The following is a 13850-nucleotide window of genomic DNA, read 5'->3' on the forward strand; positions in this document are numbered from 1 at the left end:
ATGAGCGTGGCACCCACCCCGGCGCCGCACGGCCTGGCCAGCCGTCTGTCGGCGCTGTTCTGGCGCAGACCATCGCTGGGGCTGTTCTTACTCCTTCTCGGCCCGCTAATGTGGTTTGGCATTGTTTATCTGGGGTCGCTGTTTGCCCTGCTGTGGCAGGGGTTCTACACCTTCGATGACTTCACCATGTCGGTGACGCCGGACCTGACCTTTGCCAACATCCGCGCGCTGTTCAATCCTGCCAACTACGACATCATCCTGCGCACCCTGACGATGGCAATTGCCGTCACTGTCGGCAGCGCGATCCTCGCCTTCCCGATGGCCTGGTATATGGCGCGCTACACCCGCGGGAAGTGGAAAGCCTTTTTCTACATCGCGGTGATGCTGCCGATGTGGGCCAGCTATATCGTCAAGGCCTACGCCTGGACGCTGCTGCTGGCGAAAGACGGCGTGGCGCAGTGGTTTCTCAGCCATATGGGGCTGGAGCCGGTGCTGACCTCGCTGTTAACGGTGCCGGGTATTGGGGGCAGTACGCTCTCCACCTCCGGGCTGGGGCGTTTTCTGGTGTTCGTCTATATCTGGCTGCCGTTTATGATCCTGCCGGTGCAGGCGGCGCTTGAGCGTCTGCCGCCGTCACTGTTGCAGGCCTCTGCTGACCTGGGGGCCCGCCCGCGTCAGACCTTCCGCTATGTGGTGCTGCCACTGGCCATTCCGGGTATCGCCGCCGGGTCGATCTTTACCTTCTCCCTGACGCTGGGCGACTTTATCGTGCCGCAGCTGGTGGGCCCGCCGGGGTACTTTATCGGGCAGATGGTTTACTCCCAGCAGGGGGCGATTGGCAATATGCCGATGGCGGCAGCCTTTACGCTGGTGCCCATTGTTCTCATTACCGTTTATCTGGCGTTCGTGAAGCGCCTGGGAGCGTTTGATGCACTCTGAACGCGCGCCGCTGTTTCTGAAAATTGCCACCTGGGGCGGGGTGATCTTCCTGCACTTCCCGCTGATGATTATTGCCATCTATGCTTTTAATAACGAGGATGCGGCGTTCAGCTTCCCACCGCAGGGGCTGACGCTGAAGTGGTTTAGCGCGGCGGCGGGGCGCAGCGACATTATTGAATCGGTGACGTTGTCACTTAAGATTGCCGCTCTCTCAACGCTAATCGCTCTGGTGCTCGGCACCCTGGCGGCCGCGGCGCTATGGCGGCGGGAGTTCTTTGGTAAGAACGCGGTGTCGCTAATGCTGATCCTGCCGATTGCCCTGACGGGGATCATCACCGGTCTGGCGCTGCTGACGGCGTTTAAGACCATCAATCTGGAGCCCGGCTTCTTTACCATCATTCTCGGTCACGCCACATTCTGCGTGGTGGTGGTGTTCAATAATGTAATCGCCCGTTTCCGGCGTACCTCCTGGAGCCTGATTGAGGCTTCGATGGATCTCGGCGCCAACGGCTGGCAAACCTTCCGCTACGTGGTGCTGCCCAATCTGGGGTCGGCGCTGCTGGCAGGGGGGATGCTGGCGTTCGCCCTGTCGTTCGATGAGATCATCGTCACGACCTTTACTGCCGGACATGAGCGCACCTTGCCGCTGTGGCTGTTAAACCAGCTCGGTCGCCCGCGCGATGTTCCTATTACCAACGTGGTGGCCCTGCTGGTGATGCTGGTGACCGCGATACCCATTCTGGGAGCCTGGTGGCTAACCCGCGACGGCGAGAGCGTTGCCGGCAGCGGGAAATAACGTTGATTTCAACAGGACAATACTATGCAAACTCAACTGCTGATTAATGGTGAACTGGTCAACGGCGAGGGGGAAACGCAGCCGGTCTATAACCCTGCGACCGGCGAGGTGCTGCTGGACATTGCGGAGGCTTCTGCCGCTCAGGTCGATGCTGCCGTACAGGCCGCCGACCGCGCCTTCGCCAGCTGGGGGCGCACCACGCCGAAAAGCCGCGCCGAGTGCCTGCTCAGGTTGGCCGACGCCATCGAAGCCAATGCTGAGGCCCTGGCCCGACTGGAGTCGCAAAACTGCGGCAAACCGCTGCACTGCGTATTGGGGGATGAAATTCCGGCGATAGCCGACGTGTTTCGCTTCTTTGCCGGGGCGGCGCGAACCTTGCACGGCTCGGCGGCGGGAGAGTATCTGGAGGGTCACACCTCTATGATCCGCCGCGACCCGGTGGGGGTCGTCGCCTCAATTGCGCCCTGGAACTATCCGCTGATGATGGCGGCGTGGAAACTGGCCCCGGCCCTGGCCGCCGGGAACTGCGTGGTGCTTAAACCTTCGGAGATCACGCCGCTCACCGCCCTCAAGCTGGCGGAGCTGGCACAGACGATTTTCCCGGCAGGGGTGCTCAACGTGCTGTTCGGGCGGGGCAAAACCGTCGGCGATCCGCTGACCGGGCATGAAAAGGTGCGGATGGTGTCGCTCACCGGCTCTATCGCCACCGGGGAACACATCATCGGCCATACCGCATCGACCATTAAGCGCACCCATATGGAGCTCGGCGGCAAGGCGCCAGTGATCGTCTTTGATGACGCCGATCTCGATGCGGTAGTGGAAGGGGTACGCACCTTCGGCTTCTATAACGCCGGGCAGGACTGCACCGCCGCCTGCCGTATCTACGCGCAAAAGGGCATCTATCCGGCGCTGGTGGAAAAACTGGGTGCCGCGGTCGCCAGCCTGAAGATCGGCGATCCGAATGACGAGAGCACCGAACTGGGTCCGCTAAGCTCGCAGGCGCACCTCGACCGGGTGTGTCAGGCTGTGGATCAGGCCAAAGCCCTGGAGCATGTGCAGGTCATTACCGGCGGCAGCAAGCACGACGGCAAAGGCTACTGGTTCCAGCCGACCCTGCTGGCAGGCGCGAAGCAGGAGGACGCCATCGTCCAGCGGGAGGTGTTTGGCCCGGTAGTCAGCGTCACCGAATTTGACGACGAAGATCAGGTGCTGGGCTGGGCTAACGAATCCCAGTACGGGCTGGCCTCGTCGGTCTGGACCCAGGACATGGGCCGCGCGCATCGCCTCAGCGCCTATCTTCAGTATGGCTGCACGTGGGTGAACACCCACTTTATGCTGGTGAGTGAAATGCCGCACGGCGGGATGAAAATGTCAGGCTACGGCAAGGATATGTCGGTCTATGGCCTGGAAGATTACACCGTGGTCAGGCATGTGATGATTAAGCATTAATGCGGAAAGCAGGCAGCGACGAAGCGTCGCTGCCTTCGGTTACCAGCCGCACACCTCGTGCTCATTCTCCGTGTCGTAAGCCCGCACGGTATTCACGAGGTCTTTCACCACCTGAGCGGCGACGTCCGGGATCATCAGCTCCATCGGGGCGTCCGTCTCGTAATCTACCGACACGCCGTTGCTGTTGTTGGTGACGGTGACGGTATAGGTTGCTTTGCCCATGATGTTACTCCTTCTCTATTTTCGGCTTTCTCAACACATCAGGTTCAACGAAAAAGTCGATATTGAAATAAGTATCGTCGGTCATCACTTCGATGTGGTGCCAGCGTTCAGGTGGAAATACGCCAAAATGCCCGGCCTCAATAATCAGAGTACTGTCGGGCTCGGGGGAGGTTTCGTCGGCATAGCCGAGATAACGTACCGCCCCCTGCATGACGCTGAGGCGTGGATAAACGCCGGGCTGGGTGCCGGTATCAAGATGGCGCTTGAAAATCCCCGGCGGGGCAGTGTCTTTGTTCCAGAACGGAGTGGAACGGGTGTGAATACAACTTTGCGGAATACGCAGCATAACGTCCTCCCTGTAAAAACTGAGGATATTACAGCACGAAACGCTAACGTGAATTTGCCAAAAAGTGCATTTAAAATGCTACTTTAAAGTGGTACTCCTCAGGTGGGCTATACTTACTCATTCCGAAGGCCGCAAAGGAGCGTCTTATGCTACAAGTCGATAAAGACAAATCCCGTAAGGTGCCCGACTCGGGTAATAAAAAGCCTCAGCCGGTGAAGAAGTAGTCCCGGAAACCAGGGCCGCATCATGCGGCCCTCATTGTGTTTGGGTGCCAGGCAGGCATGCCCGGAGGATGTAGCGAAAACTACTCAGTTGTTATTAACCATGATATCTATGTGGTTAATATGTAACAAAAAACTTGATCTGCCTCAACATTTGCCGCATATTGCGCGCGGTTATTGAACAGCAGATTGGGTGAATGAGATGACGTTGTACCAGAAAATGTTAATGTTTTACGCCGTCATGGCGACGATCAGTGCGCTTATCACCTGGTTTCTCTCTAAAGATCGCAAACGCATCCGCTTTTTGAGCGCCTTTCTGGTGGGCTCCACCTGGCCGATGAGTTTTCCCGTCGCGCTGCTGATTTCTCTCTTCTGACAGCGATCCCTTCGCGGCGTATTGCCGGATGCGGTGCAAGCACCTTATCCGGCCTACAAAAACCATTTCATCTGCTGCACTGACCGTAGGCCTGATAAGCGTAGCGCCATCAGGCATCTGTTTCTGAAGACGCCTTCCAGATTTAAATTCCAGCAATAGCATTCCTCTTCGGTTGCCTGTATAAAAACACAGTCATCTGAAAAGGAGTGCTTATGAACAGCTTTTATTCGCAGCAGGCCCATTGCACGGTGCGCTGGCAAGAACTTCCCGGCCACGGCGAGCCACTGGTTTTTATCCACGGTCTCGGCTGCGCCTCTTCTTATGAATATCCCCGTATAGTCTGCGACCCTGAGTTCGGTTCCCGTCGGGCCATCCTTATCGATCTGCCTGGCAGCGGTTACAGCGATAAACCTGAAGCCTACAGCTATCAAACCTCAGCGCAGGCCCGGGTGGTCATTGAACTGCTTAACCATTTAGCCATAACGTCATTCTGGCTGTACGGGCACAGCATGGGGGGCAGCATTGCAATCGAAACGGCAGAACTGGCCGATAGCCGTCTGCTGGGTCTGATCGTTTCTGAACCCAATTTCCATGCCGGAGGTGGCGCCTTTAGCCGGGATATCGCCGCCCGGACGGAGAACGATTTTATCCGTACCGGTTATCAGGCCCTGCTTGAGGCTGAAACCTCGTCCTGGAAAGGATGCCTGCAAAGTAATGCTCCCTGGGCGGTGTGGCGCGGTGCCGCGAGTCTGGTTAAAGGCGTACAGCCCAGCTGGAACGTGCGTTTTCAACAATTACCTTGCCCGGTCTGGCTGATTTTTGGTGAGCTTTCGCTGCCCGATGCCGACGTGGACGAGATGCGCCAGCAGGATATTGAGGTAAAAATTATCCCCGATGCCGGGCATTCGATGTCGTAGGAAAACCCGTCGGCGCTGGCGAAGGTGTTGGCTGATTGTATCCAGCACGGTCAGGCGGGCCGGTGAGGTTGCCGGATGCGGTGCAAGCACCTTATCCGGCCTACAAAACCCATTTCACCTGTTGCACTGACCGTAGGCCTGATAAGCGTAGCGCCATCAGGCATCTGTTCAGGCCAGTAAGCCCTGCAACACCTTCCGATCATCCATCGTCATATCGTGTGGATGCTGATACCCGATATTATCAATCGCCTGGGTATACAAGGCCACAAGCCAGTCATAGACATAGGCCGTCGCGGCATGCACTGGCTGCTCGCCGAGGCGGGTTAAGCGGGGGGCGCTGCTGTTGACCGTTGGCGTGACAAATACCGGCTGGCCCTTGCGGACACGGCTGGCAGGGCGCTCAGAAGCTGGCGTCTGCGCATAGCCGACCCAGCCCACAAAGTTCCCCAGCGCGGCGTGCAGCTGCGCGGCGCTGCTTTTATCGGTATCGACAATCTTTTTCAGCTGGGCGAGCAGATTCAGGCGGTAGCTGGCGATCACCAGCACATCGCTAATCTGCTGCAGCACCGCGGTGTCGAGGCCCAGGCGGCTGGCGACAGCGTCGTCGCGGCTCCACTGGCGCAGGTGATTCACCCAGACCTGATGGGCGAGGCGGGCTTTGTCCGTCGGCTGCCATATCTCATCGGTATCCTGGGCGCTGTCGGCAAACAGGTCGATGGCGTCGGTAAAGAGACCGTTAACCTGCTCCTCGCGCGGCTGCTGCACCGCGAGCAGCGTTTCGAACGCGCGCAGCGGCGGGAGTAACCCTTCCAGCAGCTCCCCGTGACGGGCGGCGCTTCCCTGCAGGGCGCGCACCACCGCTTCCGCGGCGCGGCGCTGGGCAGTCGGATCCTGAGTTAATGGCGCCAGATACCCCTGCATCAGCTGGTGCAGGTCACGCTGATGCCGCTGGCGTAAGGCCAGCAGACGCGTCTGGCGCTGGGATGGCAGGGTTGCCTGCGACAGCCACTCGAGCACCCGCTGCATGCTGCTGCTGTCGAGCGCCTGCAGAGTGCCCCAGTACTGGCCGGGTTTGCCAAGCAGCTGTTGCACCGCTTCGTCGAGATTGGTGCGGCGGGTAAAGCGTGCGTCCTGCGGGGTGATCGCCCACACCAGCCCCGGCAGGGCGGCGTCGTCGCCCGGCTGGGTCTCTTTTACCCAGTTGAGCAGCGTTTTAGCGGTCTTCGCCGTCTGGCCGTGATGGGCGGTGGCGTTGCAGATCACCAGCACGTCCGGCTGCAAATGCTGGCGATAATGCTCCAGCAGCCACTGCTGTTTGGCCTGGGCCAGCGGGAGATCGGGCTGGGCCGACGGGGCCGGAATATCAATGATATCCACCCCGGCCAGGGCGCTGTTTTCGACCGGCAGGATTAACTCGCGGGTCAGCAGGGCCAGCACGTCCAGCGGAATGCTGATGGCATTGAGCAGCTCGCCGTTATGCAGCGGATGCAGAACCGCCTGCTGCACGTCCGGCAGGGCAATATCGCCCCGGGTGAGAAAACCTTCGGTCGGCAGGCCAAAATTATCAACCAGCAGGCTCAGCGGTGCGGCCAGCTCCCGGGCATGGCTGGTCTGGTGCAGGATATGCGCCAGCTTCAGCCACTGCTGCGTCAGTTCCTGCTGCTCGCCCCATAGCAGCGACCAGACGCTGGCGCGGGTGCTCAGATCCAGCGACGGCAGCAGCAGGGCAAACTGGTGCCACAGGGCATCGTCCATCTGCTGGGCTGCGGCGGGCACCGTATCGCGCCAGTAGTGGGCGATGGTACCCACGTCGGCGGGGGTGATCCCCGGTACGCTCTGGGGCTGACGCAGGGCGCGCCACTTCTCCAGTCGCGCTTCAATCACGGTTTTGTCCACCGCAGGCAGCGTGGCGCGGGCAAGGAACACCTGCACCAGCTCCGCCTCGGTGAGCAGGCTCAGGCGCAGTGGAAAGGCGTCATCAGCGACCTCTGCCGCGTTCGGACTGAAGCGCAGCGCCATGTTGGTCAGGGCATGCCCCGGGTTGATATGCGAAAAGTAGTCAAAGGTCCGCTGGCCGACAATCACGTTCATTCGCTGATTGTCACTGCCGCACAGGGTAGCGAGCAGGTGGGCTTTCGCCGCCTGTGAGTGACCATATAAACCAATGGTGCTTCCCGAGGTCAGCGCCCGCGCAATGGCGTGTTCCCGCGCGTCGGCCACCGCCAGCCTTGCCAGCAGGGCGTCGGCGTCGTTATCGAGGATCGGGGCGTGCTGGCGCGTTGTGTTGATCCACCCGATTAACGCCTGAGTTATGGTCGTCGTGGCTGTCATTTCAGGTATACGCTCCCGCTGTCGATCCAGTAGTGGCTGCCGCTGTGTCTGCGATCCGCCAGGGTATTCAGTTTAAAGGTCAGGGCATCGGGCGGCACCGGCGTACCGTCCTGCAGCCAGGCATCGCTCAGTTCAAAGGCTTCCGGGCCATCATGCTTATTGCCGCCGCAAAGCTTCAGGCGCACGTTCAGCACCCCGTCCCCGGCGATAGATTTTGCCAGTTCCGCCGAGTTAATGCTCAGCGTGTAGAGCGGGGTGGCAGGCCAGCGGGCGTTCGCCAGCTGACGGAAGCCGAGAGTCACGTTGCCGCGCAGCGGGAAGTGCAGACGGGTATCCAGCTTCGCCCCCGGCTTGTCGAGGTCGATATCCTGATACCAGACGTTCTCTTCACGCAGGGTGTTGACGGTGTTATCCAGCACCCCCAGGTAGCGCACGGTGGAGTACGCCCCGATATCCGCCGCCTTAAAGTTGAAGCGCGGCAGGCGCAGATCCAGCGCCAGGCTACAGAGCATCGCCCCGACCGCCGCGGTGGATTTCGGGTTGCCGATGCGCCCCTGCTGGCTGAACGGATACCACTCATGCACCCGGTACTTATCCAGCCACACCATCCGGCTGACCGGGACCGGTTGCAGATGGCGGATCAGCGCCTGGACGCCCGGCAGGCAGCCTGGACGTCCGGTGATCAGCAGAATATCGCAGGCGTAGTGGGAGATCGCCTCCGCCACGGCGTGCAGCGGCGCGGCCAGGGTAAAGTGCCCGGCCAGCATCGCATCCTGCATCTCGCGGAAGTTGACGTGCAGCGGCACGGCAAACAGGTCGAACGGCTCCGATCCTGCTGGCAGGGCGTGTTCGATGGCCTGCTGCAGATAGTTCATTACGTTGCGCGTTGGTTTGCGGGTCAGCAGATCGCCAAAGGTGGCGTGCAGCCCGTCGAGCGGATCGTCGATATCGCTGGCTTCCCAGGCGGCGAGGATCGCATGACCAATCGGCATAAACAGCTGTAACGCCGTCTGCTGGCGCAGCACCGCCTGGGTGTCGATGCGCCCGGAGTCGCCAAACAGCGAGGCCATCAGCAGCGAGGCATCGGCAATGCCGGACTTCTGCAATTGCGTCTGCAGGGCAGGCAGGACGTAACGCTGAATCACATCCAGCAGGGTGTCATCGCCCGCCACCTTAAAGCCTTCGCGGAACAGCAGCTGCGGCGTGATTTTGACGTTGCTGCCGGAGCCATCGTCGAGCTGGTAATGGGTGATCGCCATGTCGGTGGTGCCGCCGCCGATATCAATCGAGGCCACGCGCAGGGCGCGACCCGGCTGACAGCCCGGCTCCGGCTCGCGATCCGGGCGGGCCACGGCCGCAAAGAAGGCTTCGGTCTGGCCGTTATAATGGGAGATGGCTTCGTTATAGAGCCACACCAGCTGGCCGCAGCTGGCTTCGTCCCACTCCATCTGGATCTCCGGCACCGGCACCACGCTTTTCTCCTGCTGTTTGCGGCTGGAGAAGTCGTCATCCTGCGGGTGCCAGCCCATCGCTTTCCAGACGATGGCGATGGCTTCGAACATGCGGCGGCGGAAGATCTCGCGCTCCTGCTTCGGCATCGCCGAGGGCAGGGTCAGGATCAGGGTGCGCAGCTGACGCGGCGAGGCCGGGAAGCCCAGACGCAGACGGGTGGCAACGCTGTTAATCTGCCCCAGCGCCTGCGCCAGCAGCTCGCACAGCATATGGGTCATCAGGGTGCTGCGGCTGTACTGCGGCGAGAAGACCGGCAGACGCTCGTCCTGCGGCAGGGTGAAGAGCGGCTGACCGTCATCGTTCATCAGGTTCATCAGCGGGAAGGCGGTCGCCAGCGGCTCGCGCTGGGTTTTGCTGTTCATCTGGCTGAAACGCCAGTCCTGCACCACCGGGGTTTCATCCCACAGGTAGCGGCGCGGGCTGGAGATACCGCTGTTGCCTTCGGTGCCCAGTCGCTGGGTTGCCAGCTTCCGCGCTTCGTCGCCGACGCGCACGATGGATGGCCAGACGAAAGCATCTTCACGGCCGCTCTCCACCGAGAAGTGCTGCTTGCCGAAGCGGGCTTCGGAAAACTCCAGACGGCTGGTAAACAGCGGCTCGTTGAGGTACTGCGGTTCGCTCAGGGATCGCACCTGCAACTCGGCGGTCTGACGCAGACCGTCGTTGGCGTCGCCGTGGTCTTCAATGATCACGCCGCAGGTGTGGGTGTTGCCCACATCCAGGATCAGGTCCACCGGGATCGCCGGGGTGCTGAGGGTATGGGTGACGAATTTTACCTCCGGCACCGTCAGCTGCTCGCCCAGCATCGCCATAATGTTCAGCCAGTGCGCCTGGTACTCAAAATTACGCATCGCCAGCTGGAGATCGCGTTCGGCGCGATTCTCCACGCCCGTGGCGTACTGGGTGAAGGCCTCGCGCAGCCAGCCGTCAATCCAGGTCTGGTCAAGGAAGTTCGCCACTTCGTCGTCGCGCCAGGCCAGCGCGAAGCGGGTGCCGTTAAGAATATCGTTCTCCACCGGCGACAGGGGGCTGGTGGCGTGGGCGGCAATCTGGCTGTCCAGCGCCAGGGTTACGCGATGGCTGTTCCCGGCATTATCGGGCGTCTCCAGCTTGCGCACCTGCACCCGCGCCCAGTTATCCGGGCCTTCAACAAAGGTACGCGGCGGGTTAAAGCGTAAAAACGGCACCGGTAGCCAGACGCCGTCCAGCACCGCCAGCGACTGCTGGAGCAGAATGGTGCTTTCGGGTTTGACCACTTCCGGCTGTCCACCGCCCGTGGCAGGCAGGGTATAGCGGCCATTAACCAGATCGAAATCCAGGCGTAGCAGGGGGCCATTCGTGGTTTTACGCACGAAACGTCCGCTCTGGGCGGAGTCCTGCGGCGTCAGGCCAAAATCAAGAAACTGAACGCCGCTGTTCGCAATCAGCGTGACGCTCTGTTTGTAGTCGCAAAGGTTTACCAGCATAGGATCACGCACCTGCCTTCCTGAATGTCAATGGAACCACGGTTTTCGCGTCGTAGCGCGCGCTGCATTCTGCCACGTCGTTGGTACCGGCTTTACAGATAATTTCCGGCATCGGGTAGCGCGAGCCGTCGGCGCAGCGGGCGTTGCCGCGGGTTTTAATCAGCAGCTCACCGTTGCTGTGCAGCCCGGAGAAGACCGTTGCGCGGCAGACCACGTTCTTACCGTGAACGACGCGGGCCGTACCTTTATTGTTCTGGATCTGATAGCGCACGTACGGCGGCTTACCGGTGATGGGATCGGTCACCTCCAGCATCGCCCGCCAGCTGCCGTTAAGAAAACGAGTCGAGCCGGATTTCACCTGACCGGCTTCCATCACCATCGCATCTTTCGGGATCGCGGTAATCACCACAGGTTCAGCCTCGACCGGCTCAGCAGCTTTCACGGCGGCCACTTCGGCCTGGTGCAGCGGTAAATTCAGCGGCAGAGGCTCTACGGCGGCAACGGGTTTTGGCGCGATCGCCACCGGGGCGACGGCTACGGCTTTCACCGGCTCAGCGGTGGGGGCCTGCTTCGGCCATAGCAATGGGGCGGCCACGGCGGCAACAACCACCGCGGCGACAGGCAGCGCCCAAAGCGCAACGCGGCGTTTTTTCGCCGTGACGATTGCCGGGGCGGGTTCTGGCTCAGGCTCGCTGGCGGTCATGACCGGGGCAGGATGCGCCTCGTAGAGAACGTCGGCGGTGATATGCACCGTCGCCGGGGCGGCAACCAGCGGTTCATCGGCTTTCTCAAAGACGATGGCCGGGGCCGGTTCCGGCTCGGGTTCCGGCTCAATAACCGGGGCAGGCATTGGGACCGGCAGCAGAGAGGCGCGCAGGCAGTCGAGAATATCCTCACGCGCGTTTTCATTAAGATTCACAAAGCCCCAGAAGGTGATCACCGGCTTGCCGTCCACCAGGAACAGGAAGTTTTCCCCCGGGAACTGGAACGCTTTAGACAGCAGGGAACCAAACAGCTGCTGGGCGGTTTTTGGCGACTGGAGCGATTTCTTGCTCAGGGATTCCACGCTGGACAGGGTGCTTTCCAGCAGGCGCAGCGCCCGGAAGCGCGCATCTTCGTCGGCGGCTTTCCAGCTGGTCACGACGCCTTCCGTAGGCGAGTACCAGTCTACCCGGTCGCCTTCGTCGTTGACCTGGGGGATCGCAAGGCAATCAACGATCGACTGCTGTTTGCGCAGGCGCAGGGCCTCACGGATTTGCAATGCTGATTCAAAAACGGCCTGTCCGCCGCCGCCAACGGCCTGAAAATCATCCAGATTGCCGCTGCGTAAAAGGGTTTTTGCCACGATTTGGTCCCATAGACTTTTTCACGCGTCTACTTTACGAAATCTGCGGGCAAGCAAACGGCAGAAGAGACGGCAAAAGGGGTGATTTCTTACAGCATTGAGGCAGCGGAAAGTGCTTGACGTTGAATGTACCTTAAGACAAATCACTCTCCCGCAGGTGGTGGGAAAATCAGCGGAAATAACTGCTTTAGAATAACCTGATAGTGTTTCGTTATTTGCCAGGGGAGAGGGGCTGTGCTGTTATTACCATTCTATATAATAAAACCAAACAGGTAATAAACATGTCTACAGGGAAAACTCTCCTCGCGCTGGCATTAAGCGCGCTGTTACCGGCAGGTGCCGCCTCGGCGGCGAATAACGACACCATTATCTACTGCTCAGAGGCCTCGCCTGAGTCGTTTAACCCGCAAATCGCCAGCTCCGGCACGACCTTTGTCGCCAGTTCGCAGGTGCTGTACAACCGCCTGATTAACTTCGATCCGGTGAAAAACACCCCGGTTCCGTCGCTGGCTGAATCCTGGACCATCTCCCCGGACGGTAAAACCTATACCTTTACCCTGCGCAAAGGAGTGAAGTTCAACAGTAATAAATTCTTTAAACCGACCCGCGACTTTAATGCCGACGACGTTATTTTCTCGGTGCTGCGTCAGAAAGACCCTAATCATCCGTATCACAAAGTGTCGCAGGGCAACTATGAATACTTCAATGACGTCGGCCTGGATAAACTGATCCAGGAGGTGAAGAAGGTGGATGATACCCACGTCCAGTTTGTGCTGAGCGAACCGAATGCCGCGTTCCTCGCCGACTGGGGAATGGACTTCGCCTCGATCCTCTCCGCGGAATATGCCGACGCGATGCTGAAAAAAGGCACCCCGGAAAACGTAGATACCTGGCCGATTGGCACCGGGCCGTACGTGCTTCAGCAGTATAAAACCGACTCGCAGATCCGCTATCTGGCTAACCCTGACTACTGGGATGGCGCGGTGCCGACCAAACACCTGATCTTCTCCATTACGCCGAACGTCGAAACCCGCCTGGCGAAGTTGCAGACCAACGAGTGCCAGATCATTCCTGCGCCATCTCCGGTGCAGTTTGACGTGATCAAGAAAAACAAAGATCTGACCCTCCACTCGGTGGATGCGCTGAACGTCGGCTATCTGGCGTTTAATACCGAGAAAAAGCCGTTTGATAACGTGCTGGTGCGCCAGGCGCTGAACTATGCCACGGATAAGAACGCCATTATCAACGCCGTATTTATGGGCTCCGGTACGGTTGCAAAATCGCCGATCCCGCCGAACATGATGGGCTTTAACAAAGATCTGCAGGACTACGGTTACGATCCGGAAAAAGCGAAAGCGCTGCTGAAACAGGCCGGGCTGGAGCAAGGGGCGGAAGTGACGCTGTGGTCGATGCCGGTGCAGCGTCCGTATAACCCGAACTCACGCCGCATTGCCGAGATGATCCAGAGCGACTGGGCGAAGGTGGGGATCAAGGCGAAAATAGTCTCTTACGAGTGGGGCGAATATCTCTCCGGGATGCGTAAAGGCGAACACGACAGCGCGCTGTTTGGCTGGATGTCGGATAACGGCGACCCCGATAACTTTGCTGACGTGCTGCTGGGCTGTAACAGCATTAAAACCGGCTCCAATGCTGCACGCTGGTGCGACAAGGGCTATGATGACCTGGTCCAGAAGGCGAAGCTGACCAGCGATCCGGCTGCCCGCGCGAAGCTTTACAGCCAGGCGCAGGAGATCTTCTACCAGCAGGCCCCGTGGATTGCGCTGGCGAACGGCAAAACCTTCTATGCCACCCGCAGCAACCTAAGCGGGTACAGCGTGAGCCTGATGGGAAGCGATTTCTCGAAGGCGAAGCTTAACTGACGGATTGCCGGGTGGCGGCTTTGCCTTACCCGGCCTACCCATGCACCCGT

General features: G+C 59.9%; 11 protein-coding genes. 6 read left to right on the forward strand and 5 right to left on the reverse strand.

Features of this window, described 5'->3' with window-relative positions; all coding sequences use genetic code 11:
• The 3 genes from LRS40_RS18340 to patD are packed head-to-tail and all read left to right on the forward strand — an operon-like array spanning window position 1 to window position 3184.
• Window positions 1–939, forward strand: a complete 939-nt coding sequence (locus LRS40_RS18340; RefSeq protein ID WP_370462897.1) for an ABC transporter permease — start codon at window positions 1–3, stop codon at window positions 937–939.
• A complete protein-coding gene (locus tag LRS40_RS18345; RefSeq protein ID WP_231312287.1) occupies window positions 929–1735 on the forward strand; it encodes an ABC transporter permease in 807 nt (268 codons plus the stop codon). Before LRS40_RS18340 ends, LRS40_RS18345 begins: the two co-directional genes overlap by 11 nt.
• Window positions 1736–1759: 24 nt before the next feature.
• Window positions 1760–3184, forward strand: a complete 1425-nt coding sequence (gene patD, locus LRS40_RS18350; protein WP_231312288.1) for an aminobutyraldehyde dehydrogenase — start codon at window positions 1760–1762, stop codon at window positions 3182–3184.
• Between the two features lie 39 nt (window positions 3185–3223).
• On the opposite strand, the gene LRS40_RS18355 is transcribed toward patD, so the two are convergent.
• Window positions 3224–3406, reverse strand: a complete 183-nt coding sequence (locus LRS40_RS18355) for a DUF1869 domain-containing protein (RefSeq protein WP_059307860.1) — start codon at window positions 3404–3406, stop codon at window positions 3224–3226.
• A gap of 4 nt (window positions 3407–3410) precedes the next feature.
• The gene (locus LRS40_RS18360; RefSeq protein ID WP_142489562.1) at window positions 3411–3752 is read right to left on the reverse strand and encodes a DUF1971 domain-containing protein; all 342 of its coding nucleotides are present in this window, start codon (window positions 3750–3752) and stop codon (window positions 3411–3413) included.
• A 423-nt stretch (window positions 3753–4175) separates the two neighbouring features.
• Here LRS40_RS18360 and LRS40_RS18365 point away from each other — a divergent pair, with 423 nt between their 5' ends.
• Entirely contained in the window at window positions 4176–4349 is a 174-nt protein-coding gene (locus LRS40_RS18365; protein ID WP_072036615.1) for a GhoT/OrtT family toxin, read from the forward strand.
• Between the two features lie 212 nt (window positions 4350–4561).
• Window positions 4562–5266 (forward strand): alpha/beta fold hydrolase, encoded by a 705-nt coding sequence (locus LRS40_RS18370; protein ID WP_231312289.1) that lies wholly within the window; start codon window positions 4562–4564, stop codon window positions 5264–5266.
• A 168-nt stretch (window positions 5267–5434) separates the two neighbouring features.
• Here LRS40_RS18370 and LRS40_RS18375 read toward each other — a convergent pair whose 3' ends face one another.
• From LRS40_RS18375 to LRS40_RS18385, 3 genes are read right to left on the reverse strand one after another with little or no spacing between them, the layout of a single operon-like run.
• Window positions 5435–7597, reverse strand: a complete 2163-nt coding sequence (locus tag LRS40_RS18375; protein WP_231312290.1) for a virulence factor SrfC family protein — start codon at window positions 7595–7597, stop codon at window positions 5435–5437.
• Window positions 7594–10575: a virulence factor SrfB gene (locus LRS40_RS18380; protein WP_231313911.1), complete on the reverse strand. Its 2982-nt coding sequence runs from the start codon at window positions 10573–10575 to the stop codon at window positions 7594–7596. Before LRS40_RS18380 ends, LRS40_RS18375 begins: the two co-directional genes overlap by 4 nt.
• Window positions 10576–10579: 4 nt before the next feature.
• Window positions 10580–11920: an SrfA family protein gene (locus LRS40_RS18385; RefSeq protein ID WP_231312291.1), complete on the reverse strand. Its 1341-nt coding sequence runs from the start codon at window positions 11918–11920 to the stop codon at window positions 10580–10582.
• A gap of 281 nt (window positions 11921–12201) precedes the next feature.
• Between LRS40_RS18385 and LRS40_RS18390 the strand changes: the two genes are divergently transcribed.
• Window positions 12202–13800 (forward strand): ABC transporter substrate-binding protein, encoded by a 1599-nt coding sequence (locus tag LRS40_RS18390; protein WP_231312292.1) that lies wholly within the window; start codon window positions 12202–12204, stop codon window positions 13798–13800.
• Window positions 13801–13850 lie beyond the last annotated feature (50 nt).

This window comes from Leclercia sp. G3L (assembly GCF_021117075.1).
GTDB lineage: Bacteria > Pseudomonadota > Gammaproteobacteria > Enterobacterales > Enterobacteriaceae > Enterobacter > Enterobacter adecarboxylatus_C.